Below are 23,850 nucleotides of genomic sequence, written 5' to 3' on the forward strand. Positions count from 1 at the left end.
GAGGGGAGGGGGCCCACGTGCTCATCGACACCTACGGCCGAGTGGCCACCGACCTGCGCGTCTCGCTGACCGACAAGTGCAACCTGCGTTGCACGTACTGCATGCCCGAGGAGGGCCTGCAGTGGCTGACCAAGTCCGAGGTGCTCACGGACGACGAGATCGTCCGCCTCATCGGCATAGCGGTCACCGGCCTCGGCATCACGGAGGTCCGCTTCACCGGCGGCGAGCCCCTGCTGCGCCCCGGCCTCGTCGGCATCGTCGAGCGGGTCGCCGCCCTGGAACCCCGCCCCCAGATGTCCCTGACGACCAACGGCATCGGCCTCAAGCGCACGGCCGCGGCCCTGAAGGCGGCGGGCCTGGACCGGGTGAACGTCTCGCTGGACACCCTGCGCCCCGACGTCTTCAAGACCCTCACCCGCCGTGACCGCCACAAGGACGTCATCGACGGCCTCGAAGCCGCCCGCGACGCCGGCCTGACCCCGGTCAAGGTCAACACGGTCCTGATGCCGGGCCTCAATGAGAACGAGGCCCCGGACCTGCTGGCCTGGGCCGTCGAGCACGACTACGAACTGCGGTTCATCGAGCAGATGCCCCTGGACGCCCAGCACGGCTGGAAGCGCGAGGGCATGGTCACCGCCGGTGACATCCTCACCTCGCTGCGCACCCGCTTCGAGCTCACCGAGGAGGGCAGCGCCGAACGTGGCTCCGCCCCCGCCGAGCGCTGGCTCGTCGACGGCGGCCCGCACCGCGTCGGCGTGATCGCCTCGGTCACCCGCCCGTTCTGCTCGGCCTGCGACCGTACGCGCCTCACGGCCGACGGCCAGGTCCGCACCTGCCTGTTCGCCAGGGAGGAGACCGACCTGCGTGCCGCCCTGCGCTCGGACGCCCCCGACGAGGAGATCGCCCGCATATGGCGGCTCGCGATGTGGGGCAAGAAGGCGGGCTCCGGCCTGGACGATCCGTCGTTCCTCCAGCCGGAGCGGCCGATGTCGGCGATCGGCGGCTAGCGGACTTCGTCCGACTCCCACTCCGCCAAGGGCACCACGTCCTTCAGGAAGCCGCGTACACCAAGGAACTTGGAGAGGTGCTCGCGGTGGTCCTCGCACGCGAGCCACGTCTTGCGGCGCTCCGGAGTGTGCAGCTTCGGGTTGTTCCACGCGAGCACCCACTCCGCGTCGGCGCGGCAGGCCTTGGCCGAGCACTGGGGAGTGGAGGGGGAGTCATCGGGGAAGAACGGGAAGGTCACGCCTCCACCCTAGACGGCGCCGGAACGGCACCGGAAACAGCTCCCGAAAAGGCGACGCCGAGCAGCCACGGGGGGAGCTGCCCGGCGTCGGTCCGTCGCTCCGACGGGGGATGCGGAGCGCGTACGAAGTATGTCATGGGGGACCCGGTGCCTGGCACCGGAACAACATGATTGATCTGAGCTTTTCTTGAGCTTGGCGCCCGCTTGGATTCCGTTTTCGGCGGATCCTCCATGGTCGGCCCGGGGGTGGTGAAGGGCCGGGACGGGGTCAGCTCGGGTCGTGCGGTTCGGCCCGCAGCCGCGCCCCGGGGTCGGCCGCGACGTCCTCCGGCACGGGGTCCGCGAAACCCTCCTGCCTCGGCGGCGCGATCATCGGACGGGTGGGGGCGGCGACGAAAGTAGAGGGAAGCGACGGCACGTTCTCGCGGCCCGCGTTGGCGATCACCACGGAGATGTACGGCAGGAGTACGCCCAGTACGAGGGCGACAAAAGCGACATGGCGCTCGACGTTCCAGAGAGTGGCGGCGAGGATCACGGCGACCGTGCGGACGGACATCGAGATGACATAGCGGCGCTGCCTGCCCCGTACGTCGTCGTCGAGCCCCTGCCTGGCCCCGGTGATCCGGAAGACCTGGCCGTTGCTCCGCTTCCGCAGCACTTTCCACCACCCGCCTGTGTCGGACTCTCCCCGGCCCGTGCCCGGTCCGAACGCGGTCAGGGAAGCAGGCCCGAACACGCTCCACGTTACGCCGTGGCTGCGTCGTCTTCGAGACCGGGGCCGGTTCCCACGGGCCGGACTTCCTGCGTCGTACCGCGTATGGCTCCGCCCGACATGCGCCGTATGGAGGACAGACCGAGACTGAGCGTACTGCTCACGTAGAGCCGTACTAGGAGGCAGACATGGGCTGGTTGTGGGCGATCATCGTCGGGTTTGTGCTGGGCCTGCTGGCCAAGGCCATTCTTCCGGGCAAGCAGCACAGCCCTCTCTGGCTGACCACTGTCTTCGGCATCATCGGCGCCATCGTCGGCAACGCGATCGCCCGGGGCATCGGGATCGACGAGACGCGCGGCATCGACTGGGGCCGGCACGGGCTGCAGCTGGCGGCCGCGGTCGTCATCGTCTTCCTGGGAGACATGGCCTACATGGCAGTACGGGGCAACAAGCAGAAAGCCTGAGCCTGCGTACGTACGGCGAAGGGGCGAACCCGTCACGGGCCCGCCCCTTCGCCGTACGTACGCAGGACCTCAGCCCCCCGTGACCTCCACCGCCGCCAGGTTCTTCTTGCCGCGGCGCAGCACCAGCCAGCGCCCGTGCAGCAGGTCCTCCTTGGCGGGGACCGCGTCCTCGGCGGGGACCTTCGCGTTGTTCACGTACGCGCCGCCCTCCTTGACCGTGCGGCGCGCGGCCGACTTGCTGGCCACCAGGCCGACCTCCGCGAAGAGGTCCACCACGGGAGCGAGCTCGGCGACCTGGACGTGCGGCACCTCGGAGAGGGCCGCGGCCAGTGTCCGCTCGTCGAGCTCGGCCAGCTCGCCCTGACCGAAGAGGGCCTTGGACGCGGCGGTCACGGCGGCCGTCTGGTCGGCGCCGTGCACCAGAGTCGTCAGCTCCTCGGCGAGCGCGCGCTGTGCGGCGCGGGCCTGGGGGCGCTCCTCGGTCTGCTTCTCCAGCTCCTCGATCTCCTCGTGGGACCTGAAGCTGAAGATGCGCAGGAACTTGGAGACGTCCCGGTCGTCCGCGTTCAGCCAGAACTGGTAGAACGCGTACGGCGTGGTCATCTCGGCGTCCAGCCAGATCGTGCCGGACTCCGTCTTGCCGAACTTGGTGCCGTCCGCCTTGGTGATCAGCGGGGTGCCCAGCGCGTGCACCACGGCCTCCGGATCGACCCGGTGGATCAGGTCGGTGCCCGAGGTGAGGTTGCCCCACTGGTCGCTGCCGCCGGTCTGCAGCGTGCAGCCGTGCCTGCGGTACAGCTCCAGGAAGTCCATGCCTTGCAGGATCTGGTAGCTGAACTCCGTGTAGCTGATGCCCGCGTCCGAGTTGAGCCGCCGGGAGACGGCCTCCTTCGCGATCATCTTGTTGACCCGGAAGTGCTTGCCGATGTCCCGGAGGAACTCGATGGCCGACAGGCCCTGGGTCCAGTCCAGGTTGTTGACCATCACCGCGGCGTTCGGACCCTCGAAGTCCAGCAGCGGTGCGATCTGCGCGCGCAGCCGCCCCACCCACTCGGCGACGACCTCGGGGGAGTTCAGCGTGCGCTCCGAGTTCGGCTTCGGGTCGCCGATCAGGCCGGTGGCGCCGCCGACCAGGCCCAGCGGGCGATTGCCCGCCTGCTGGATCCGGCGCATCGTGAGGATCTGCACGAGGTTGCCGAGATGCAGGCTGGGCGCGGTCGGGTCGAAGCCGCAATAGAACGTGACGGGACCGTCCGCGAACGCCTTGCGCAATGCGTCCTCGTCAGTGGAGAGGGCGATCAGCCCCCGCCACTGCAGTTCGTCGACGATGTCCGTCACGGTTCTCTTATCTCCTTGGAAGGTCCGGTCGAGCTCGTACGAGGTTATACGCCCTGACTGACAGAGCTCATATTGAAGTCCGGGATGCGGAGCGCGGGCATCGCAGCTCGAGTGAACCAATCGCTCCACTCGCGCGGCAAAGTCTTTTCGGTCCGCCCCGCCTCCGTCGCCCGCCCCAGCAGATCCACCGGCGACTCGTTGAACCGGAAGTTGTTGACCTCACCGACGACCTGGCCGTTCTCGACCAGGTAGACGCCGTCCCGGGTCAGCCCGGTCAGCAGCAGGGTCGCCGGGTCGACCTCGCGGATGTACCAGAGGCAGGTCAGCAGCAGACCGCGCTCGGTGGCGGCGACCATCTCCTCCAGGGAGCGGTCCGCGCCGCCGTCCAGGATCAGGTTGCCGATCGACGGCGCCACCGGGAGCTTGGTCAGCCCCGCGCTGTGCCGGGTGGTCGACAGATGGGCCAGCGTGCCCTCACGGATCCAGTCCGTCGCGGAGAGCGGCAGTCCGTTGTCGAACACGGACGCGTCGTCGCCGGAGGAGTGCGCGAGGACGAAGGGGGCGCATTCCAGGCCGGGTTCGTTCGGGTCGCTGCGCAGCGTGAGCGGCAGCTCGGTGAGCTTCTCGCCGACGCGGGTGCCGCCGCCGGGCTTGCTGAACACCGTCCGGCCCTCGGCGGCGTCCCGGGCCGCCGCCGACCACAGCTGGTAGATCAGCAGGTCCGCGACGGCGGTCGGCGGCAGCAGCGTCTCGTAGCGCCCCGCCGGCAGGTCGATGCGTCGCTCCGCCCAGCCGAGCCGTACGGCCAGCTCGGCGTCCAGCGCCGCCGGATCGACGTCCTTGAAGTCCCTGGTCGAGCGCCCCGCCCAGGCCGAACGCGTACGGTCCGGCGACTTGGCGTTGAGCTCCAGCGTCCCCTTGGGCTGGTCGTGCCGCAGGCGCAGTCCCGTCGACGTACCCAGGTAGCTGGTCACGAGCTCGTGGTTGGCGAACCCGTACAGCTCGCGGCCACCCGCCCGCGCGCGGGCGAACGATTCACCCAGCGCCGGCGCGAAGTCCGCGAACACGGCGGACGAGGTCTCACCGGGCGCGTCCGTGAAGTCGGGGGACTCCGCCACGCCCGAGACGAGCGGCTGGGCGTCCTCGGCCGGACCGGCGCCGCGCGCCGCCGCCTCCGCGGCCCGCACCAGGGGCTCCAGCTCATCGGCGGTCACGGCCGAGCGCGAGACGACGCCGGACGCCGTGCCCTCGCGGCCGTCGACGGTGGCGATGACGGTGAGCGTGCGCCCGCGCGTGACCCCGTTCGTGGTCAGCGCGTTGCCCGCCCAGCGCAGGTTCGCGGTCGACTCCTCGTCGGCGATCACCACGCAGCCGTCGGCGCGGGAGAGTTCGAGGGCGCGCTCGACAACCTCGTGCGGCTTGTTCGTACGAGACGTCGTGCTCATCGACCGGCCTCCTGCGTGGTGTTGAGAATGTTGACGCCCTTGAAGAGGGCCGACGGGCAGCCGTGCGAGACCGCCGCGACCTGACCCGGCTGGGCCTTGCCGCAGTTGAAGGCGCCGCCCAGGACGTACGTCTGCGGGCCGCCCACCGCGGCCATCGAGCCCCAGAAGTCGGTGGTCGTCGCCTGGTACGCGACATCGCGCAGCTGGCCGGTGATCCGGCCGTTCTCGATCCTGAAGAACCGCTGCCCGGTGAACTGGAAGTTGTAGCGCTGCATGTCGATGCTCCAGGACCGGTCACCGACGACGTACACGCCCCGGTCCACACTCCCGATCAGATCCTCGGTCGAGAGCCCCGCGGGATCCGGCTGGAGCGACACGTTCGCCATGCGCTGCACGGGCACATGGCCGGGGGAGTCGGCGTACGCGCACCCGTTGGAGCGGTCGAACCCGGTGAGCTTCGCGATGCGCCGGTCGAGCTGGTAGCCGACGAGGGTCCCGTCCTTCACCAGATCCCAGGACTGGCCCGCCACGCCCTCGTCGTCGTACCCGATGGTCGCGAGCCCGTGCTCGGCGGTCCGGTCACCGGTGACGTTCATCAGCTCGGAGCCGTACCTCAGCTTGCCCAGTTGGTCGAAGGTGGCGAAGGAGGTCCCGGCGTACGCCGCTTCGTAGCCGAGCGCCCGGTCCAGCTCGGTGGCGTGCCCGATGGACTCGTGGATGGTCAGCCACAGGTTGGACGGGTCGACGACGAGGTCGTACAGCCCCGCCTCCACGCTCGGCGCGCGCATCTTCTCGGCGAGCAGCTCCGGGATCTGTTCCAGCTCGGACTCCCAGTCCCAGCCGGTGCCCGTCAGGTACTCCCAGCCACGCCCGACCGGCGGCGCGATGGTCCGCATCGAGTCGAACTCGCCGCTGGACTCGTCGACGGCGACGGCGTTCAGCTGCGGGTGCAGCCGTACGCGCTGCTGTGTGGTCACGGTCCCGGCGGTGTCGGCGTAGAACTTGTTCTCGTGCACGGTCAGCAGCGAGGCGTCGACATGGCTCACGCCGTCGGCCGCGAGCAGCCGCGCGCTCCACTCCGCGAGCAGTCCGGCCTTCTCCTCGGCCGGTACGGAGAAGGGGTCGATCTCGTACGAGGAGATCCACGTCTTCTCGGCGTGCACCGGCTCGCCCGCCAGCTCGACACGCTCGTCGGACCCGGCCGCCTTGATCACCTGGGCCGACAGCTTCGCCATCGCCACGGCCTGCGACGCGACCTTCGCGGCCGCGTCCATCGTCAGATCGACCCCCGAAGCGAACCCCCAGGTCCCGCCGTGCACCACCCGCACCGCATACCCGAGGTCCGTAGTGTCGGAGGACCCGGCGGGCTTGGCGTCCCGTAGCCGCCACGCCGCGCTGCGCACCCGCTCGAACCGGAAGTCGGCGTGATCGGCGCCCAGGGCACGGGCCCGCGCGAGCGCGGCATCGGCCAGGGCGCGCAGCGGTAGTGCCGTGAAGGCTTCGTCGATGGAATGAGGCACGGAGGTCTCCCTGCTGTCGTGGCCTGTCGGACCGATCATGTCGCGCGGGCGGGCCCGGAGGCCACGCCTTTCCGCTGCCGGCCGCGCCTTTCGGTCGGCCGGCGCCTCTTTCGGTCCGCGGACCGTGCCTCTCGCCCTGCGGACTATGGATTTCGGTCTGCGAACCACGGCTTTCTGTAGGGATCCGACAGTGAGTCCCCTACGCCACTGTCGGTGCCCGATTCTTCGCGAGCCGGACAGGACCGATAGGTTTTCGAGTAAGGCGCCTGTCCTGCAGGGGTTCCAGACCGTTATCGAAAGGGTGATCCGTTGAGCCGCTCGGTTCTCGTCACCGGAGGCAACCGGGGCATCGGCCTCGCCATCGCCCGCGCGTTCGCCGAGGGCGGCGACAAGGTCGCGATCACATACCGCTCCGGTGAGCCGCCGACCGCGCTCACCGAACTGGGCTGCCTCGCCGTCAAGTGCGACATCACCGACACCGAGCAGGTGGAGCAGGCCTACAAGGAGATCGAGGCCGAGCACGGTCCGGTCGAGGTCCTGATCGCCAACGCGGGCGTCACCAAGGACCAGCTCCTGATGCGCATGTCCGAGGAGGACTTCACGTCCGTCCTCGACACCAACCTCACGGGCACCTTCCGCGTCGTGAAGCGCGCAAACCGCGGCATGCTGCGCGCCAAGAAGGGCCGTGTCGTCCTGATCTCGTCGGTCGTCGGTCTGATGGGCGGTCCCGGCCAGTCGAACTACGCCGCCTCCAAGGCCGCCCTGGTCGGGTTCGCGCGCTCGCTCGCCCGTGAACTGGGCTCGCGCAACATCACCTTCAACGTCGTCGCGCCCGGCTTCGTCGACACCGACATGACCAAGGCGCTCACCGACGACCAGCGTGAGGCCATCATGAAGCAGGTGCCGCTGGGCCGTTACGCGCAGCCCGAGGAAGTGGCCGCGACGGTGCGGTTCCTGGCCTCGGACGACGCCTCGTACATCACTGGAGCCGTCATTCCCGTAGACGGCGGATTGGGCATGGGTCACTGATCACCATGAGCGGAATTCTCGAGGGCAAGCGCGTCCTGATCTCCGGTGTGCTGATGGAGTCCTCCATCGCCTTCCACACCGCCAAGCTGGCCCAGGAGCAGGGCGCCGAGATCATCCTGACCGCGTTCCCGCGGCCCACGCTGACCGAGCGCATCGCCAAGAAGCTTCCCAAGCCCACCAAGGTCATCGAGCTCGACGTCAGCAACGACGAGCACCTCGCCCGCCTGGCCGACCTGGTCGGCGAGGAGTTGGGCAGCCTCGACGGCGTCGTGCACTCCATCGGCTTCGCCCCGCAGGACGCCCTCGGCGGCAACTTCCTCAACACCCCGTTCGAGTCGGTCGCCACCGCCATGCACGTCTCCGCCTTCTCCCTGAAGTCGCTGACCATGGCCTGCCTGCCGCTGATGCAGAACGGCGGCTCCGTCGTCGGCCTCACCTTCGACGCGCAGTACGCCTGGCCGCAGTACGACTGGATGGGCCCGGCCAAGGCCGCCCTGGAGGCCACCAGCCGCTACATGGCGCGTGACCTGGGCAAGCAGAACATCCGCTGCAACCTGATCTCCGCGGGCCCCATCGGCTCCATGGCCGCCAAGTCCATCCCGGGCTTCGGCGAGCTGGCCGCCGTGTGGGACTCCCGTGCCCCCCTGGAGTGGGACCTCAAGGACCCGGAGCCGGCCGGCAAGGGCGTCGTCGCGCTGCTGAGCGACTGGTTCCCGAAGACCACCGGCGAGATCATCCACGTGGACGGCGGTCTGCACGCCATCGGTGCGTGATCTCTCGTAGTTCTCCTACGAGGCCGAATTTCTCGTACGAGGCCGACGCCCCGTTTCCCGCAGCGCGCGGGGAGCGGGGCGTCACCCATTAGGCCTATTTGACGGGCATCCGGGACGGCGCACCGCGCACGCTGGGAAGACGCACCGCCCCGCAGCCGTACGGCCGAGGAGGTCCCCTTGTGCGCCTTTCCCGCCATGTCGCCCCGCTGCTCGCCGCTGCCGCTCTCGTGACGGCTCTGCCGTCCGACGCCGTGCCGCACGCGCGCGTGGGATCCGAGAATCCGGCCGTGCCACAGCCGTTCGGCGCCGAGTGCCGCACCACGGTCACCGGCTCGCACGCCGTCGCGTACTGCCACAACCCCTACGTAGACACCGATCGCGTACGCCTGCACATCGAGTGCGACCGCTGGTGGGACATCGACAGCGACGGCGCCCCGGTCGGCGCGGGGCCCGCTGAGACCGTACGGCTGACCGGCCGGTGCTGGAAGGAGATCCGGTCGGCCTGGGTCAGCCACCAGAAGTGATGTCCGGGTCCTTCGGGTCGAGCCGTCCCGGGCGGCACAGGAACGGATAGCCCCCGGCCTCCGTGGCGGCCGTTTCCGCGTCGCCCGCGCGGATCGCGTCCACGAGCCTGGCGTGGTCCATGTACGTCTCCGGCGTCAGCTCCTCGCCGACGTCCTCGCGCAGCCAGTCGCGCAGCACCTCGCCCAGGTCCGCGTACATCGCCGACATGACGTCGTTGTGGGACGCGGCCACCACCGCCAGATGGAAGGTCGCGTCGGCGGTCACGAAAGCCTCGGCGTCGCCCGACTCCCAGGCCTCTTCACGGCGTACGAGCAGGCTGTCCAGCTGCTTGAGATCGCGCTCGGTGCGCCGCTCGGCGGCCAGCTTCGCGGCGCTCGACTCCAGCGTGGAGCGCAGCTCGGCGATGTGCCGCGGATCGGCGTCCGCGAAGCGGCGGTGCATCACGCCCGCCAGCTCGCTGGTCGCCACGACGTAGGTGCCGGACCCCTGACGGATGTCGAGCAGCCCGTTGTGCGCGAGCGCGCGGACGGCCTCGCGGACCGTGTTGCGGGCGACGCCCAGCTGTTCGACCAGCTCCGGCTCGGTGGGGATGCGGGAGCCCACCGGCCACTCGCCCGAGGTGATCTGGTTCCGCAGCTCGGCGATGACCTGCTCGGACAGCGCCGAACGGCGGGGGTGGCTCAGCGGCATGACGGTCCTTCGTGCGGGGCCGGAGGCTCCGGAGACTAGCGCAAGGGGATTGGACAACCAATCATCCCATGATTCTATGATGGGGAACATGGCAAGCGAGGAGACCCGGACGATGACGTCCACACCCATACGCAGCTCCGCAGGCACGGAGACGGAGAGCGAGAGTGAAACACCCGCCACGCGCGCGTGGATGACGCGGCTGGTGGTCGTCGGCATCGTCCTCACGGCCGTCAACCTCCGCCCCGCGATCACGAGCCTCGGCGCCCTGCTGGAAGAGGTGCGCGACGGGCTCGGCATGAGCGGCAGCGTCGCCGGACTGCTCACCTCCGTACCGCCGCTCTGCTTCGCGGTCTTCGGGGTCATGGCCCCGCGGCTCGCCCGCCGCTTCGGGCCCGGCGCCGTCGTCTGCGCGGGCATGGCCGCCATCGCGGCGGGCCTGGCGATCCGGCCGTACGCCGGGAACACGGCAGGCTTCCTGGCCGCCACCGCGCTCGCGCTCATGGGCATCGCCGTCAGCAACGTCCTGATGCCGGTGATCGTCAAGAGCTGGTTCCCGGAGCGGGTCGGCTCCATGACGGGCCTGTACTCGATGGCCCTCGCGCTCGGCACCTCGGCCGCGGCGGCGGTGACCGTGCCCATGACCGACGCCCTGGGCGGCAGTTGGCGGTCCGGGCTCGTGGTGTGGGCGGGGCTGGCGGCGGTAGCCGTACTGCCGTGGACGGTGCTCGCGCGCGTGCGGGGGGCGGGAGCCGAGAGCGGTGGCGTCGGTTCCGCCCCGCAGAGGCATTCCGCGGGGTCCTCCGTGGGCACCGGCTCCGTCCCGCACGAGCCCGACACTCTGCGGATCACCCGGAGCCGTACCGCCTGGGCGCTCGCCGTGTTCTTCGGACTTCAGGCCACCGCGGCGTACATCACGATGGGCTGGATGGCGCAGATCTTCCGCGACGCGGGAGTCCCGGCGGGCACCGCGGGCCTGCTCCTCGCCGTCACGATGGTGATGGGCGTGCCGCTGGCCTTCGTCATCCCGCGCCTCGCCACACGCCTGCCTCACCAGGGGCCGATCGTCGTCGCGCTCGGTGTCTGCGGTCTCGCCGGATACGCGGGCCTCTACCTCGCGCCGGCGGGCGGCGCCTGGGCCTGGGCCCTGCTGCTCGGCGTCTCCAACTGCGCCTTCCCGCTGGCCCTCACGATGGTCGGCATGCGGGCCAGGACCGGCGCGGGCGTGGCCAAGCTCTCGGCCTTCGCACAGAGCGCCGGCTATCTGCTCTCCATCCCGGGACCGCTCCTCGTGGGCGTGCTCTACCAGCACAGCGGCGGCTGGGGGCTGCCCCTCGCGCTCATGGCCGGGCTGATGATCCCGCAGATCGCGGTGGGCATCCTCGCGGGCCGCAACCGCACGGTGGAGGACGAGGCCGCGCGCCGATCCCGTGCGTGAGGGTCCGATTCCGTCCGAGAGGTTGCGACCCCACCCATGAGGGTGCGGGCGAAGGGTGCGAGACTGGGCGTATGCCAGTGCTCGATCCGAACCCCCCGAACGGCCAGAAGAAGATGCTGCTCGTCTTCGGCGCGTTCCTTGCCATCACCGTGATCATCGGCATCATCGCGACGATCGCCTCACCCTGACCGCCGCGCCGTCACTGCGTCCGGTGAGGTCTTCGAGAGGCCCGCTCGGCGGCCATGGTGGTGCTAGCCCCACCATCCCCTAGGGGGTGAGTGTCAGGGTCAAGTGGGTGGATCACCGGATGGGTTGAGGGCTCCGGAGTCCGTAACTTCGAGTTGTGGCCGCGAGGACGCGGCCCACGGAGACTCGAAGACCCACGGAGGCGGCATGTCGGCCCCTACGCACATCCCGCCCCACCCGGCGACCAAGGGCCGCGTCGACATCCGGCTGCCCTGGTGGGCCCTCGCGCTGCCGACCCTGGCCTTCGTCACCCTGCTGCTCCTGATCCTCAATCCGGTGGACGCCCACGCGGCGGGCGGCGCCCCCGCGATCACCGACGTCTTCGAGCACGTCCAGCGGACGGTGCTGCACACGGCACCGTGATCCGCCAGGCGCCAGGCACCGTGAGCCCTCCGCGCGACACACCGTGCTCCGCCGCCCCGCAGGCGCCGTAAGCGCCCGCCCCGGCGTCCCCAACCGCCCCGCACCCCCGCCCCAGGAGCCCCCATGGCCCCTCCCGGGTGAGCGAGTCAACTCCCTGCGCCCCATGGCGTGTTTCATGCGAAGCTGGGACGTATGAGCGTCGCAGAACCCCGCAGGATTGTCCTCTTCCGGCATGCGAAAGCCGACTGGCCACAGGTGTCCGACCACGAGCGGCCGCTCGCCGACCGGGGCCGCACGGACGCAGCCATCGCCGGACGCAGGCTGGCCGACACCGGCATCCCCTTCGATCTGGCCCTCTGCTCCACCGCGGCCCGGACCCGCGAGACCTGGAAGCTCGCCGTCCATGAGCTCCCGCACCGGCCGAAAACGGTCTATGAGGAGCGGCTCTACGAGGCCTCACCCGGCGAGCTGATCGCCGTGCTCAACGAAACCCCCGACGACGCGCAGGACGTGGTCCTGATCGGCCACAACCCAGGCGTGCAGGGCCTCGCCGACATCCTGGCCGGACAGGCCGAGGGCGAAGCCCGCACCCGGATGAACGGCCGCGGTTTCCCCGCCGCCGCCTTCGCGGTGCTCTCCTTCGACGGCTCCTGGAAATCCCTGGAGCCCGGAGTGGCCACGCTGATCGACTACTGGGCGCCGAGCGAGTAACCCGACCGAGCCAAGAGACGGGGGCCCGGCACCACCACGGTGCCGGGCCCCCGTCGCGAGCAGCCTGAGCTCAGCAGCTCACCGGCTCAGTGGTCGTCCAGATGCATGTCCGCCGCCTCGACCTCTTCGCGCGTGACGCCCAGCAGATACAGCACGGTGTCCAGGAAGGGGAAATTCACGGCGGTGTGCGCGGCCTCGCGTACGACCGGCTTGGCGTTGAAGGCGACACCGAGACCGGCTGCGTTGAGCATGTCGAGGTCATTGGCGCCGTCGCCGATCGCCACCGTCTGGGCGAGGGGCACACCCGCCTCGGCGGCGAACCGGCGCAGGAGTCGCGCCTTGCCCGCGCGGTCCACGATCTCGCCGGTGACCCTGCCGGTCAGCTTCCCGTCGGCGATCTCCAGGGTGTTGGCCTGAGCGAAGTCCAGCCCGAGCCGCTCCTTGAGGTCATCGGTGACCTGAGTGAACCCGCCGGATACGACGCCGACTTGGAAGCCGAGCCGCTTCAGCGTACGGATCAGCGTGCGCGCGCCCGGCGTCAGCCGTACCTCCTCGCGCACCTTCTTCACCACCGAGGCGTCCAGGCCCTTCAGGAGCGCCACGCGCGCGTGCAGCGACTGCTCGAAGTCCAGCTCACCGCGCATGGCGGCCGCCGTCACCTCGGCGACCTCCTTCTCGCACCCGGCGTGCGCGGCGAAGAGCTCGATCACCTCGTCCTGGATGAGCGTCGAGTCCACATCCATGACGACCAGGCGCTGCGCCCTGCGGTGCAGCCCGGCCGCGACCACCGCGACATCGACGCCGAGCCCCGCGGCCTCGGGGGCCAGCGCGGTGCGCAGTGTCGCGGTCTCCGTACCGGACACGGCGAACTCGACGGCCGTCACGGGGTACTTGGCGAGCCGGAAGATCCGGTCGATGTTGCCGCCGGTCTTCGTGATCCGCGCGGCGATCGCGGCCGTCGACTCCGCCGTGAGCGGATGCCCGAGCACGGTGACGAGCGAGCGCCCGAGCCCGCGCGGCCGGTTGTCGCCGTGGCCGGAGATGATCTCCGCCTGCATCTTTATCGACTCGGCCCAGCTGTGGACGGTCGCCCGCAGATCACCTTCGAGCCCGCCGGGCGGCTCGGTCACGAGCGCGCACAGCACCATCCGGCCACGGGTGACGACCTGCTCGATGTCGACCACGTCGACGGAGTAGGCGGCGAGGGTGTCGAAGAGGCCGGCGGTGATTCCCGGCCGGTCCTTGCCGAAGATCTTGACGAGAAGTGTGGGGACATCAGAGGTCTGCGATGCGCTCATGGTGGTATCCACCGTATCGGGCACCCTGTGCCTTCCGCCCCTGAGGTCCGCCCTGCGGACAGGAAACACTGGGTGTCCGATTCGTAGCGTGGGCATGTCCCGGCAGCGACGGCCACTCCGGACGGCAGCCGCTGCACTGACCGGTCGCGCCGGGTGACGCTCAGTCCCGGCGCCGAGAGCTCCCCGGTGGCGGCGGCCCCTCCTCGGGCGGGGGCGGCGGCGGAGGAGGCGCGCTCCGCGACCTCGGCCGCCGCTTCGACGGCGCGGGTGGCGGCGTATACGGCCCGATCACCGTCGGCGCACCGTAGACATCGGGCGGCCGCGCCCGCTCGGCCCGCCGGCCGTCCCCGGGTTCCCGCAACTCGTCCGGGATCCGCAGATACGGATTGGTGTCGGGGTTCGGTGCCCGGTGCGGCGTACTCGGGCTGTACGGTCCCGGCTGCCGGGGGAGTTCCGCGGCCCCCTGAGCGACCGGAGCCGTGACGTCACCCCGTGCCAGCGGTGCCGCCCGGTTCCCGGCGGCCCCGCTCGCGTACGCCAGCAGCGCCCCCGCCGCCCCCGCGCCCGCACCCCACAGGGCGCCGAGCAGCAGCGCCATGCCCAGCTGCCCGTGCAGCTCGATCCCCGCGCCGAAGGCGTCGAAGCCGAGCACCGACAGCGAGGCGTCCACGGACACCTCCGTCAGCCACGCCAGCAGCGGCAGTGCCAGTGCCGTCACCACCCCGAGCCGAAGAGCGCAGCGCCCTGCGAAGCCGAGGGCACTCTGCCCCCGTACATCTGTGGCACCCGGTGCTCCGGCAGCAGCGGCATCCCGCGCCCGTACAAATGGCGTACGCGCGGCGGCCAGTACGCCCGCGAACAACATCATCATCGCGGCCGCGACCCCCAACAGCCAGACGCGTCCGTCCAGTTCGGCGAGACGGCCCAGGGTGACGGGCTGGTCGGAGCTGATGCTGAGCAGTTCGTCGATGGGATCCGGCAGCAGCTTGGCGAGTTCGCCCGTGGCCTGGCCGTCCACCGGTACGAGGAGGCCGATCGGGATGCCGAGCCACACCCCGTTGGGTGCGCCGAGCAGGGCCGCGCCCGCGATCCGTTTGGGGTTGTCGTCGCTGATCGCCGCGTACCCCGCCGCCGCGAACCCGGCCAGGACCGCCACCAGCAACACCGTGACCAGCGCGGACGCGGCCGGCCTGACCACCCGGTGCACGGCCTCCCAGCCGCGCGGCAGAGGCGTACGCCGAGAGGCCAGCAGCGCGATCACCAGGATGCCGGCCGCCCAGGCCGCGCCGCCCAGCAGCGTCGGCACGGTGTCGACGGTGAAGCCCACGGCCGCCTTCGCGTCCACGAGGTCGCCGATCTGGTCGGGCAGCAGCCCTCCGATGTCCCCGATGTCCCCGAGCCCGCCGGGAAGCTGGTCCGTGATGTCGCCGAGGCCCCCGCCGCCCGTCACCTCGTCGAGCCCAAGCTGGCTCCCGTCGATGGTGATGATGTCGTGCCCCGCCCAGGCGAGCCCGCCCAGCATCGCCACGAAGAGGACGACCACCGAGCCCGCGCGCGCGAGGAGTTCGGACGGCGCGATCACAACTCCCGCTCCGCGCAGGGAACGTAAGAAGAACCACGACAGCAGGAGCGCGCCCACGAGGCCCACACCCAGTGGCGTGATCTGTATGGCCGTGGTCGCCTCCGCCCCTTTCAGGCCGAAGGCCGACACATCGCCGGACGGCGTGACCGAACCACCCGCCCCAAGCGCCACAACCGCAGCGGTCATCGGCCCCAGCGAGCCCGCCGCGTCCGCGCCGAGCAGATGCAGGCCGAGCGCGGCCGTGCCCGCCATCCCGATCAACGCCCAGCTCACGGCGGCCACCGCGGACAGCAGTACGTCTCCCCACGGCACCCGCCCACCGTGCTCACTGGTCTCGATGCTCATCATCAGCCCCCCGATCCGCGCTGCGGCGAACCACCGCGCATGTCCCCCTCGCGTGGGATTACCACTCTCCGGGCCGGTTTCAACCCCGTCAACGGAAACGGGCAACCCGCCCGTACGCACCCTTCACAAGGCCCGACTTTCGGTCAGGGGGCTCCAACTGAAATAGTTCCCCACGATGTTCGACATCCCTAGACTCCCTGTGATGGGGCAACTTCGGGGGACAACTCAGTGGGGCATGGAGTGCCGGAACTCGTACTGGAATTGAATGGAAGGACCTGGACGCTCGACGCGTCCAGGCCATACACCCTCGGACGTGATCCGCAGGGGGACATCGTGCTCGACGACGCCAGGGTTTCCTGGCGGCACGGGACGATCAGTTGGGACGGCCGCAGTTGGGTCATCGAGGACCACGGCAGCACCAACGGCACATTCGTGCAGGGGCAGCGGATCCACCAGATGGAGATCGGCCCCGGCTCGGCCGTGCACCTCGGCAACGCGACCGACGGACCGCGCCTGAAACTGTCCGGCACCGCGGCCGCCGTCGCGCAGCCGCAGCAGCCGTTCGCGGCGCAGGGCGCGAGCCCCGGCTGGGCTCAGCAGCCGCCGCAGCAGCAGGCTCCGGAGCAGGGCTGGCAGCGGCCGCAGCAGGGCGCGAACATCCCGCAGCAGCAGGGACCCGGTGGAGGCGCGGGGGCGCCGCCGGTCTACGGCGACCGCAGCCCGACCACGTTCCACCAGTTCTCGCTCGGCCGTGTGATGCGCATCGGCCGTGCCCTGGAGAACGAGCTGGTCGTCTCGGACCTGCAGGTCTCGCGCCACCACGCCGAGTTCCACGCGACGCCCGACGGGCGCTGCGAGATCCGCGACCTCGGCTCGCACAACGGCACGTACGTCAACGGTATGCCGATCGCCAAGGGCGGCTCGGCGCTGCTCGGCCCGAACGACATCGTGGGCGTCGGCCACTCGACGTTCCGCCTCGTCGGCGACAGCCTCGAGGAGTTCGTCGACACCGGTGAGGTCTCCTTCTCGGCCCGCCACCTGACGGTCACCGTCGACGGCGGCAAGCAGATCCTCAAGGACGTCTCCTTCGGCGTACCCGAGAAGTCGCTCGTCGCGGTCATCGGCCCCTCGGGCTCCGGCAAGTCGACGCTCCTGAAGGCGCTCACGGGCTACCGCCCGGCCAACGAAGGTGACGTCCTCTACGACAACCGGAACCTGTACAAGCAGTTCGCCGAGCTGCGCCAGCGCATCGGTCTGGTCCCGCAGGACGACATCCTGCACAAGGAACTGACCGTCAAGAAGGCCCTCAAGTACGCGGCCAAGCTCCGCTTCCCCGCCGACACCACGGCGCAGGAGCGCGACGCCCGCATAGACGAGGTGCTGCGCGAGCTGAAGCTGGACATCCACAAGGAGAAGAAGGTCACCTCCCTCTCCGGTGGCCAGCGCAAGCGTGTCTCCGTGGCCCTGGAGCTGCTCACCAAGCCGTCGCTGATCTTCCTGGACGAGCCGACCTCCGGCCTCGACCCGGGCATGGACCGCGACGTCATGCAGCTGCTGCGCGGCCTCGCCGACGACGGCCGTACGGTCCTCGTCGTCACGCACTCCGTGGCAGAGCTGGCGATCTGCGACAAGCTCCTGGTGATGGCGCCTGGCGGTGCGGTGGCGTACTTCGGTCCGCCCGAGGAGGCCCTCAACTTCTTCGGCTACGAGACCTGGGCCGACGTCTTCTCCTCCTTCGAGAACTACCGCGAGTACGACTGGGCGGGCCGCTGGAAGGGCTCGCAGCACTTCCAGATGTACGCCGCGGACATCGACGCCGTCGCCGCGCAGTCGGTGCACATGCCGCCGCCGCAGGCGATGCGCCCGCCGAAGCCGCAGGGCTGGCTGTCCCAGCTGTCCACGCTGATCAGGCGCTATGTGTCGGTGATCGTGTCGGACAAGGGTTTCCTCGGCCTGATGGTGATCCTGCCCGCCGTCCTCGGCGTCGTGAGCGTGCTCATCCCGGCTGATTTCGGTCTCGCCCTCGGCCCGAAGAACGGAAATCCGCCGTTCTCGAACCGGGACGGCAGCACGATCCTGCTGATCCTCGCGGTGGGCGCCTGCTTCTCCGGCGCGGCCAACTCGGTGCGCGAGCTGATCAAGGAACGGGTGATCTACGAACGGGAGCGGGCGACCGGCCTGTCCCGCTCGGCGTATTTGATGTCCAAGGTCATCGTGCTCGGCGTGATCACCGCCCTGCAGGGCGCCATCATGGGTGCCATCGGCCTGTTCTCGCTCGGCGACAAGCTGCCGAAGGAGGGCCTGCTGCTGAAGAACTCGCCCGCCCTCGAACTCACCCTTCCGATCATGGCGCTCGGCTTCACCGCGATGATGTTCGGCCTGATCATCTCGGCGCTCGTGAAGACGGCCGAGAAGACCATGCCGCTGCTGGTGATGTTCGCGATCGTCCAGGTCGTCTTCACCGGCTGCCTCTTCCAGCTGTACGACAAGGTCGGCGTCGAGCAGCTCGCCTGGTTGATGCCCGCGCGCTGGGCGGTCGCCGCGGCGGGTACGACGGCGGATCTGAACGTCCTGCTGCCCTGGGAGCCCGGCAAGGGCGACCCGCTGTGGGAACACGAGTTGAGTCAGTGGTTCATCGACATGGGTGTGCTGATCGGAATCGGCGTGATCTGCGGTTTCGTGGTCGCACGCCTGCTGCGCCGCCACGAGCCCGAGGTCATGCGCAAGTAAGCGCGCGGACACGACTGAAGGGCGGCACCCCGGCTGGGGTGCCGCCCTTCGGCGTACGTGTCAGACCTCCGCGCCCGGCCTCAGTACGCGCTGTTGACGTTGTCGATCGAGCCGTACTTGTCGGCCGCGTAGTTGGCGGCGGCGGTGATGTTGGCGACCGGGTCGTACTGGCTCCAGGCCGTGCCGGCGACGTGGTACGCGTCGAAGGTCGGCTTGATGACCTGCAGCAGACCGATCGACGGGGTGCCGTTCTGGGCGTTGACGTCCCAGCCGTTGATGGCGTTGGGGTTGCCCGTCGACTCCCGCATGATGTTGCGGTACAGACCGTCGTACGTACCCGGGATGCCGTTCTTCGCCATGATGGCGAGGGACTCGCGGATCCAGCCGTCGAGGTTGTTGGCGTACGTCTTCACAGCGACGGTCTCGACCTCGAGGCGCGCGGTGGAGCGGCTCGCGGCCTGCTCCTTCGCGCGCGCTTCGGCGGCCTTCTTCTTGGCGGCGGCCTCGGCGGCAGCCTTCTTCTTGGCCGCTGCCTCAGCGGCCTTCTTCTTGGCGGCGTCGGCGGCGGCCTTCTTCGCCGCGATGTCCTGGGCCTTCAGGTCCGCGCCGGCCAGCTGGTCGGTGACGCTGGCCTTCACGTCCTGGATCTGCTGCTCGCTGTAGGCGACCTTCGCCGAGGAGACGGCGTCGGTCGTGGTGGTCCCCGCGTTGCCCGGCACCAGGGAGAAGGCGAGGGCGGCGGCACCGAGGGTCGCGACACCGGCGATCGAAAGCTTGTAGGTCTTGGTCAGCTTGGGACTATGACCAGGAGTGGTGGTGTTCTTGGGCATGACTGATGGACCTCTTCGAATAGCGCGGAGGTCGCTCCCGGTCCGGTGGGGACAGAGTGTTTCCGGAACAAGCGCCGCGGGGTGGAAACCCGCGGCGCTGAGCGACGGTGGCCATTCTTAGCGGTCGCAAAATCCTGTGGCAAAGGTGTGACGTACGAAGCCGGATAGTGGACCCTGTAAGGGCAAATCGGGACAGACTGTCATGCCTTTCCCGCTCACGTACGTCCCCTTTATCTCCTATGCCCCCTAGTACGTGATGTGCGTCCCGTGCGCGGGGTCACACCGGCCGCGCTCCGGTCTCACCAGCAGTTGCTGGAGCAATGCTCTGAGTGAGGGGTCTCGTCCGGGAGGATGAGGTGCACGTCCCCGAACTCGTGCCAGAGGTAGAGCCCGCTCAGCGCCTCCTCGTAACTGCGGTCGATCGCGGCCCCTCCCGCGATCGCCTCCAGCATCAGCAGATGCGAGGCCTCCGGCTCGTGCAGCCCCGTCAGCAGCCCGTCGACCACCCGCACACCGCGCTCAGGGGTCACCACGAGGTCCGTCCAGCCCTCCTGCGCCCGGACCACCCCGTCGGCGTCCGCCGCGGACTCGACGGCGCGTACGGCCGTCGTACCGACCGCGACGATCCGGCCGTCCCCCGCCTTCACCGCGTTGATCAGCCGCGCCGAGGCCGGAGGCACCTCGTACCTCTCCGGGTACGGCGGCTCGTGCGACTCCGCCGACGCGACCCCGGTGTGCAGCGTGATCGGCGCGAACTGCACACCCCGGCTCACCAGCTCCGCCACCAGACGCGGTGTGAAGGGCCGCGCGGCGCTCGGCATCTCCGCACTGCCCGAGCCGTCGGCGGACGGCAGCGCGAACACCGTCTGATAGACGGACAGCGGCTGGTCCCTCTCCGTATAGGAGTAGCGAACGGGACGCCCGTGCCGCCGCAGCAGCCGAGGCACGTCCGGGTCCGACATCCGCCCCCACCACAGCCGCGGACTGTGCGCGGCCAGCGGCTCCTCCAGTACGAGGCGTGCGTCCCCGGGGAGGTGCACCTCCGTCCCCGCGGGCCCGCCCGCACGCGCACGCGTGGTGCCCCTTCCGTCCGGATCCCGCAGCTCGACGGCCCACCGCCCGTCATCACCGCGCGTGGAGAAATGCACCACCACGCGCGCGTGCCCGATCTTCCCGTCGACGGCCGCCGCCAGAGTGGGGGAGACGTTGACGACGAGCAGGTCCCCGGCTCTCAGCTGCCGCGGCAGCTCCACGAACCCGTGGTGCGAGACATCGGTGCCGCGCGAGACGAGCAGCCGTACGGAGTCCCGGTCGAGCCCCGGCCCCCGCTGCTCGACCGGCACCCGGGCCGACAGCTCCTCCGGAACGCTGCCCCACTCCCGGCTGCGCTCGAACGGGGGGACCCCCATCGCGGTCGTCATCGCGCCTCCAGCAGAGCGGGAGCACCATAACGACCACTCACCGGGCGCTGGTCGAGCAGCCGCAGAAAGGCCGGAACCACACTGTCCGGCGCCGGCCGCGGATCGTCGTCGTCCGGTACGGCCGCCGCGTACAGGTCCGTCCCCATGTCCCCGGGGTCGACCGCCCAGACCCGCAGCCCCGGCTCCTCCTCGGCGAGCACCGCCGACAGATGGTCGAGCGCGGCCTTCGACGCCCCGTACCCGCCCCACGTCTCGTACGCCTCGGCGGCCGCGTCCGAGCTGATGTCGATGACCGAGCCCGCCCGCGCGGCCCGCAGCAGGGGCAACGCCTCCTGGATCAGGCCCAGCGCGGCGACCACGTTGACCTCAAGGGCCTGCCGCAGCCCGTCCAGCGGCAGGCCCTCCAGCCGTACGAGCGGCTCGGCACCCAGCGCGCTCGCGTTGTTCACCAGCAGGTCCACGCCTCCGAGCTTCCGGGCCGCCGCCACCAGCTCGCCGCGGTGCCCGGCGTCCGTGACATCCCCGGGCAGCGCCTCCACCCGCGTCCCGTACGCGGACAGCGCCACCGCCGTCTCCTCCAGCACCCCCGCGGTCCTGGCGTCGAGCACCAGATCCCAGCCGCGCTCCGCCAGGGCCGCACCGAGCGCCCGCCCCAGCCCCTTCGAAGCCCCCGTGATGATCGCTACCGGCATGACCCACACGTCCCCTCGTCCTCGACCGCCTCCGATCGGCGATGACCTCAACCTAGGAACCGGACCACCCCCACCGCCTCGTACGCGGGTCGCGAAGATCCGGGGCCCTTTGCCCTAGGCCCAGCGGCCTAGGCGACGGCAGCCACAGGTCGGATACGGGTTGTCACACCCCGCCGGTACGTTGGGGTCATGAGTCAAGGCCCCAGGTCCGGCCTGTACGCGGTGAGTGCCGCGCTGCTGGCCATGAGCAGGCACCTCGAGGTGCGCGACGTCCTCAAGACGATCGTCGCCTCGGCCCGCGAGCTGCTCGACGCCCAGTACGCGGCGCTCGGGGTCCCCGACGACCACGGAGGCTTCGCCCAGTTCGTCGTCGACGGCATCAGCGACGCCCAGTGGAAGGCCATCGGCCCGCTCCCGCGCCAGCACGGCATCCTCGCCGCGATGCTCCACGAGGCCCGCCCCGAGCGCCTCGCCGACGTACGCAAGGACCCCCGCTTCGAGGGCTGGCCCGGCGCCCACCCCGACATGTCCGACTTCCTGGGGCTGCCGATCCGGGACGGCGACGAGGTCATCGGCGCGCTCTTCCTCGCGAACAAGAACTGTCCCAAGCCGGACGGCGGTTGCGGCTTCACCGAGGACGACGAGGAACTCCTGACGATCCTCGCCCAGCACGCGGCGATCGCCCTGACGAACGCCCGCCTCTACGAGCGCAGCCGTGAGCTCACCATCGCCGAGGAGCGCTCCCGGCTCGCCCATGAACTCCACGACGCCGTCAGCCAGAAGCTCTTCTCCCTGCGCCTCACCGCACAGGCCGCCGCGGCCCTCGTCGACCGCGACCCGGCACGCGCCAAGGGCGAACTCCAGCAGGTCGCCGCGCTCGCCGCGGAAGCGGCCGACGAACTGCGCGCAGCGGTCGTCGAGTTGCGCCCCACCGCCCTCGACGAGGACGGTCTTGTCGCCACTCTGCGCACCCACATCCAGGTCCTCGACCGCGCCCATTCCGCGCGTGTGACCTTCAGCAGCTGCGGCGTACGAGCGCTGCCCGCCTCCCAGGAGGAGGCCATGCTGCGCGTCGCCCAGGAGGCCCTGCACAACGCCCTGCGGCACTCCGGAGCGACCCAGGTCGACGTCACCCTGGAGCGGTACGGACAGGGCGCCGTCCTGCGCGTCACCGACAACGGCAGCGGCTTCGAGCCGACGGTGATACGCAGTGCGGGACGTCACCTGGGCCTGGTGTCCATGCGCGACAGGTCGAGCGGGGTGGGCGGCACGCTCACCGTGAAATCGGCGCCCGGAAAGGGCACCACGATCGAGATGGAGGTCCCTGGTGGCTGACGCAATCAAGGTGCTGCTTGTCGACGACCACCAAGTGGTCCGCCGGGGCCTGCGCACCTTCCTCGAGATACAGGACGACATCGAAGTCGTGGGGGAGGCGTCCGACGGCGCCGAAGGAGTCGCCCGCGCCGAGGAGTTGAAGCCCGACGTCGTCCTCATGGACGTCAGGATGCCGGGCATGGACGGCATCGACGCGCTGCGCAAGCTCCGCGAACTCACCAACCCCGCACGGGTGTTGATCGTCACCAGCTTCACCGAGAAGCGCACGGTCGTCCCGGCCCTGCGCGCGGGCGCCGCCGGGTACGTGTACAAGGACGTGGACCCCGAGGCGCTCGCCGGCGCCATCCGTTCCGTGCACGCCGGGCACATCCTGCTCCAGCCCGAGGTGGCGGGTGTCCTGCTGTCCCAGGAGGAGGTCAACTCGGGTCAGGGGAGAGGAGGTTCACTCACCGAGCGGGAGCGCGAGGTGCTCGGCCTGATCGCCGACGGCCGCTCCAACCGCGAAATCGCCCGCGCGCTCGTCCTCTCCGAAAAGACCGTCAAGACGCATGTCTCGAACATCCTGATGAAGCTCGACCTCGCCGACCGTACGCAGGCCGCGCTGTGGGCCGTACGGCACGGTGCGGCCGGGTGACCGGCAATTCGGAGGGTCTCGCTCCGGGCTGAGATTCATACCGTCGTGTGTATGTCCCCCGAATGGCGCAACCTCTGTGGATCTCGGCCGTTCTCCAGTGCGTGCTGCGGCGCTTGCCGCAGTGATCGCTAGGAGGGCTCAGAAGTGAAGAACCTGAAGAAGGCCGCAGCTGTCACGATGGTGGCGGGTGGCCTCGTCGCCGCCGGTGCCGGTTTCGCCTCCGCCACGGACGGTGGCTCGCACGCGGACGGCAAGGCCGTGGGCTCGCCGGGCGTCGTCTCGGGCAACCTCATCCAGGCCCCGGTCCACATCCCCGTGAACGCGGTCGGCAACAGCGTGAACGTCATCGGCGTTCTCAACCCGGCCTTCGGCAACCTCGGCGTCAACCACTGAGGTCCGTACCGGACCGATCATGACCACCGGCCTCCCGGGTGCCCCGGGGGGCCGGTCAGGTTGTCCGCTCGTCGGCCCAATGGACCGAATGGG

At 70.2% G+C, this 23,850-nt stretch carries 24 protein-coding genes; 13 read left to right on the forward strand and 11 right to left on the reverse strand.

The window, feature by feature from the left end; genetic code table 11:
• The first annotated feature begins 17 nt into the window (after window positions 1-17).
• Window positions 18-1,007, forward strand: coding sequence for a GTP 3',8-cyclase MoaA (gene moaA / locus OG246_RS22340; RefSeq protein WP_266466322.1), 990 nt, complete (start codon window positions 18-20; stop codon window positions 1,005-1,007).
• Here the strand turns inward: moaA and OG246_RS22345 are convergent.
• Window positions 1,004-1,246, reverse strand: coding sequence for a hypothetical protein (locus OG246_RS22345; protein ID WP_266466325.1), 243 nt, complete (start codon window positions 1,244-1,246; stop codon window positions 1,004-1,006). The two genes, moaA and OG246_RS22345, sit on opposite strands and share 4 nt — an antisense overlap.
• A 268-nt stretch (window positions 1,247-1,514) precedes the next feature.
• Window positions 1,515-1,901 (reverse strand): DUF3099 domain-containing protein, encoded by a 387-nt coding sequence (locus OG246_RS22350; RefSeq protein WP_266470800.1) that lies wholly within the window; start codon window positions 1,899-1,901, stop codon window positions 1,515-1,517.
• Window positions 1,902-2,146: 245 nt separating this feature from the next.
• On the opposite strand from OG246_RS22350, the gene OG246_RS22355 reads away from it, so the two are divergent.
• A complete protein-coding gene (locus OG246_RS22355) occupies window positions 2,147-2,422 on the forward strand; it encodes a GlsB/YeaQ/YmgE family stress response membrane protein (protein ID WP_266466328.1) in 276 nt (91 codons plus the stop codon).
• Window positions 2,423-2,491: 69 nt separating this feature from the next.
• Here OG246_RS22355 and tyrS read toward each other — a convergent pair whose 3' ends face one another.
• Genes tyrS through OG246_RS22370 form a run of 3 tightly spaced genes read right to left on the reverse strand, consistent with a single transcriptional unit; the run spans window position 2,492 to window position 6,725 of the window.
• The gene (tyrS, locus tag OG246_RS22360; protein WP_266466331.1) at window positions 2,492-3,760 is read right to left on the reverse strand and encodes a tyrosine--tRNA ligase; all 1,269 of its coding nucleotides are present in this window, start codon (window positions 3,758-3,760) and stop codon (window positions 2,492-2,494) included.
• A 44-nt stretch (window positions 3,761-3,804) separates the two neighbouring features.
• Entirely contained in the window at window positions 3,805-5,205 is a 1,401-nt protein-coding gene (locus OG246_RS22365) for a metallopeptidase TldD-related protein (protein WP_266466334.1), read from the reverse strand.
• Window positions 5,202-6,725: a TldD/PmbA family protein gene (locus tag OG246_RS22370; protein WP_266466339.1), complete on the reverse strand. Its 1,524-nt coding sequence runs from the start codon at window positions 6,723-6,725 to the stop codon at window positions 5,202-5,204. Before OG246_RS22370 ends, OG246_RS22365 begins: the two co-directional genes overlap by 4 nt.
• 309 nt (window positions 6,726-7,034) lie before the next feature.
• Here OG246_RS22370 and fabG point away from each other — a divergent pair, with 309 nt between their 5' ends.
• The 3 genes from fabG to OG246_RS22385 all read left to right on the forward strand — a co-directional run bounded on the left by fabG (window position 7,035) and on the right by OG246_RS22385 (window position 9,051).
• Window positions 7,035-7,754 (forward strand): 3-oxoacyl-[acyl-carrier-protein] reductase, encoded by a 720-nt coding sequence (gene fabG / locus OG246_RS22375; protein WP_266466342.1) that lies wholly within the window; start codon window positions 7,035-7,037, stop codon window positions 7,752-7,754.
• A 5-nt stretch (window positions 7,755-7,759) separates the two neighbouring features.
• Window positions 7,760-8,527, forward strand: coding sequence for an enoyl-ACP reductase FabI (gene fabI / locus OG246_RS22380; protein ID WP_266466345.1), 768 nt, complete (start codon window positions 7,760-7,762; stop codon window positions 8,525-8,527).
• 179 nt (window positions 8,528-8,706) lie between these two features.
• Window positions 8,707-9,051, forward strand: coding sequence for a hypothetical protein (locus OG246_RS22385; protein ID WP_266466350.1), 345 nt, complete (start codon window positions 8,707-8,709; stop codon window positions 9,049-9,051).
• Here OG246_RS22385 and OG246_RS22390 read toward each other — a convergent pair.
• Window positions 9,035-9,742: a FadR/GntR family transcriptional regulator gene (locus OG246_RS22390; RefSeq protein WP_266466352.1), complete on the reverse strand. Its 708-nt coding sequence runs from the start codon at window positions 9,740-9,742 to the stop codon at window positions 9,035-9,037. The two genes, OG246_RS22385 and OG246_RS22390, sit on opposite strands and share 17 nt — an antisense overlap.
• A gap of 76 nt (window positions 9,743-9,818) precedes the next feature.
• On the opposite strand from OG246_RS22390, the gene OG246_RS22395 reads away from it, so the two are divergent.
• The 4 genes from OG246_RS22395 (at window position 9,819) to OG246_RS22410 (ending at window position 12,497) form a co-directional block, all read left to right on the forward strand.
• On the forward strand, window positions 9,819-11,177 hold the full coding sequence (locus tag OG246_RS22395) for a CynX/NimT family MFS transporter (RefSeq protein ID WP_266466355.1): 1,359 nt from the start codon (window positions 9,819-9,821) through the stop codon (window positions 11,175-11,177).
• Between the two features lie 71 nt (window positions 11,178-11,248).
• Window positions 11,249-11,365 (forward strand): SGM_5486 family transporter-associated protein, encoded by a 117-nt coding sequence (locus OG246_RS22400; protein ID WP_266466357.1) that lies wholly within the window; start codon window positions 11,249-11,251, stop codon window positions 11,363-11,365.
• A gap of 205 nt (window positions 11,366-11,570) precedes the next feature.
• Complete coding sequence (locus OG246_RS22405) at window positions 11,571-11,786, forward strand: hypothetical protein (protein ID WP_266466360.1); 216 nt, start codon at window positions 11,571-11,573, stop codon at window positions 11,784-11,786.
• Between the two features lie 192 nt (window positions 11,787-11,978).
• Window positions 11,979-12,497, forward strand: a complete 519-nt coding sequence (locus OG246_RS22410) for a histidine phosphatase family protein (protein WP_266466362.1) — start codon at window positions 11,979-11,981, stop codon at window positions 12,495-12,497.
• 86 nt (window positions 12,498-12,583) lie between these two features.
• On the opposite strand, the gene serB is transcribed toward OG246_RS22410, so the two are convergent.
• Both serB and OG246_RS22420 read right to left on the reverse strand, forming a co-directional pair.
• Window positions 12,584-13,795: a phosphoserine phosphatase SerB gene (gene serB, locus OG246_RS22415; protein WP_266466365.1), complete on the reverse strand. Its 1,212-nt coding sequence runs from the start codon at window positions 13,793-13,795 to the stop codon at window positions 12,584-12,586.
• Window positions 13,796-13,955: 160 nt separating this feature from the next.
• Window positions 13,956-15,722, reverse strand: a complete 1,767-nt coding sequence (locus OG246_RS22420) for a streptophobe family protein (RefSeq protein WP_266470802.1) — start codon at window positions 15,720-15,722, stop codon at window positions 13,956-13,958.
• A 240-nt stretch (window positions 15,723-15,962) separates the two neighbouring features.
• Here OG246_RS22420 and OG246_RS22425 point away from each other — a divergent pair, with 240 nt between their 5' ends.
• The gene (locus OG246_RS22425) at window positions 15,963-18,452 is read left to right on the forward strand and encodes an FHA domain-containing protein (protein ID WP_266466367.1); all 2,490 of its coding nucleotides are present in this window, start codon (window positions 15,963-15,965) and stop codon (window positions 18,450-18,452) included.
• An 80-nt stretch (window positions 18,453-18,532) separates the two neighbouring features.
• Here the strand turns inward: OG246_RS22425 and OG246_RS22430 are convergent, their stop codons facing one another.
• The 3 genes from OG246_RS22430 to OG246_RS22440 all read right to left on the reverse strand — a co-directional run bounded on the left by OG246_RS22430 (window position 18,533) and on the right by OG246_RS22440 (window position 21,395).
• Entirely contained in the window at window positions 18,533-19,282 is a 750-nt protein-coding gene (locus tag OG246_RS22430; RefSeq protein WP_266466370.1) for a transglycosylase SLT domain-containing protein, read from the reverse strand.
• 299 nt (window positions 19,283-19,581) lie between these two features.
• The gene (locus OG246_RS22435) at window positions 19,582-20,703 is read right to left on the reverse strand and encodes an S-adenosylmethionine:tRNA ribosyltransferase-isomerase (RefSeq protein ID WP_266466373.1); all 1,122 of its coding nucleotides are present in this window, start codon (window positions 20,701-20,703) and stop codon (window positions 19,582-19,584) included.
• Window positions 20,700-21,395, reverse strand: coding sequence for an SDR family oxidoreductase (locus OG246_RS22440; protein WP_266466375.1), 696 nt, complete (start codon window positions 21,393-21,395; stop codon window positions 20,700-20,702). Before OG246_RS22440 ends, OG246_RS22435 begins: the two co-directional genes overlap by 4 nt.
• A gap of 189 nt (window positions 21,396-21,584) precedes the next feature.
• On the opposite strand from OG246_RS22440, the gene OG246_RS22445 reads away from it, so the two are divergent.
• The 3 genes from OG246_RS22445 to chpE all read left to right on the forward strand — a co-directional run bounded on the left by OG246_RS22445 (window position 21,585) and on the right by chpE (window position 23,757).
• On the forward strand, window positions 21,585-22,730 hold the full coding sequence (locus tag OG246_RS22445) for a GAF domain-containing sensor histidine kinase (RefSeq protein ID WP_266466377.1): 1,146 nt from the start codon (window positions 21,585-21,587) through the stop codon (window positions 22,728-22,730).
• Window positions 22,723-23,364: a response regulator transcription factor gene (locus tag OG246_RS22450; protein ID WP_266466379.1), complete on the forward strand. Its 642-nt coding sequence runs from the start codon at window positions 22,723-22,725 to the stop codon at window positions 23,362-23,364. The genes OG246_RS22445 and OG246_RS22450 overlap by 8 nt, the downstream gene beginning before the upstream one ends.
• A 144-nt stretch (window positions 23,365-23,508) precedes the next feature.
• Window positions 23,509-23,757 carry a chaplin ChpE gene (gene chpE, locus OG246_RS22455; RefSeq protein WP_266466382.1) on the forward strand — a complete coding sequence of 83 codons (249 nt, stop codon included), beginning with the start codon at window positions 23,509-23,511 and terminating at the stop codon, window positions 23,755-23,757.
• The last annotated feature ends 93 nt before the right edge of the window (window positions 23,758-23,850 follow it).

Source organism: Streptomyces sp. NBC_00620, from assembly GCF_026341825.1.
Classification (GTDB): domain Bacteria; phylum Actinomycetota; class Actinomycetes; order Streptomycetales; family Streptomycetaceae; genus Streptomyces.

Coding starts and splice junctions, on each gene's coding strand:
- OG246_RS22405 (WP_266466360.1), top strand. CDS start 11,571: ATGTCGGCCCCTACGCACATCCCGCCCCACCCGGCGACCAAGGGCCGC.
- OG246_RS22395 (WP_266466355.1), top strand. CDS start 9,819: ATGATGGGGAACATGGCAAGCGAGGAGACCCGGACGATGACGTCCACA.
- OG246_RS22390 (WP_266466352.1), bottom strand. CDS start 9,742: ATGCCGCTGAGCCACCCCCGCCGTTCGGCGCTGTCCGAGCAGGTCATC.
- OG246_RS22430 (WP_266466370.1), bottom strand. CDS start 19,282: ATGCCCAAGAACACCACCACTCCTGGTCATAGTCCCAAGCTGACCAAG.
- OG246_RS22445 (WP_266466377.1), top strand. CDS start 21,585: ATGAGTCAAGGCCCCAGGTCCGGCCTGTACGCGGTGAGTGCCGCGCTG.
- OG246_RS22365 (WP_266466334.1), bottom strand. CDS start 5,205: ATGAGCACGACGTCTCGTACGAACAAGCCGCACGAGGTTGTCGAGCGC.
- serB (WP_266466365.1), bottom strand. CDS start 13,795: ATGAGCGCATCGCAGACCTCTGATGTCCCCACACTTCTCGTCAAGATC.
- OG246_RS22435 (WP_266466373.1), bottom strand. CDS start 20,703: ATGACGACCGCGATGGGGGTCCCCCCGTTCGAGCGCAGCCGGGAGTGG.
- OG246_RS22410 (WP_266466362.1), top strand. CDS start 11,979: ATGAGCGTCGCAGAACCCCGCAGGATTGTCCTCTTCCGGCATGCGAAA.
- OG246_RS22440 (WP_266466375.1), bottom strand. CDS start 21,395: ATGCCGGTAGCGATCATCACGGGGGCTTCGAAGGGGCTGGGGCGGGCG.
- OG246_RS22355 (WP_266466328.1), top strand. CDS start 2,147: ATGGGCTGGTTGTGGGCGATCATCGTCGGGTTTGTGCTGGGCCTGCTG.
- fabI (WP_266466345.1), top strand. CDS start 7,760: ATGAGCGGAATTCTCGAGGGCAAGCGCGTCCTGATCTCCGGTGTGCTG.
- OG246_RS22420 (WP_266470802.1), bottom strand. CDS start 15,722: ATGAGCATCGAGACCAGTGAGCACGGTGGGCGGGTGCCGTGGGGAGAC.
- OG246_RS22400 (WP_266466357.1), top strand. CDS start 11,249: ATGCCAGTGCTCGATCCGAACCCCCCGAACGGCCAGAAGAAGATGCTG.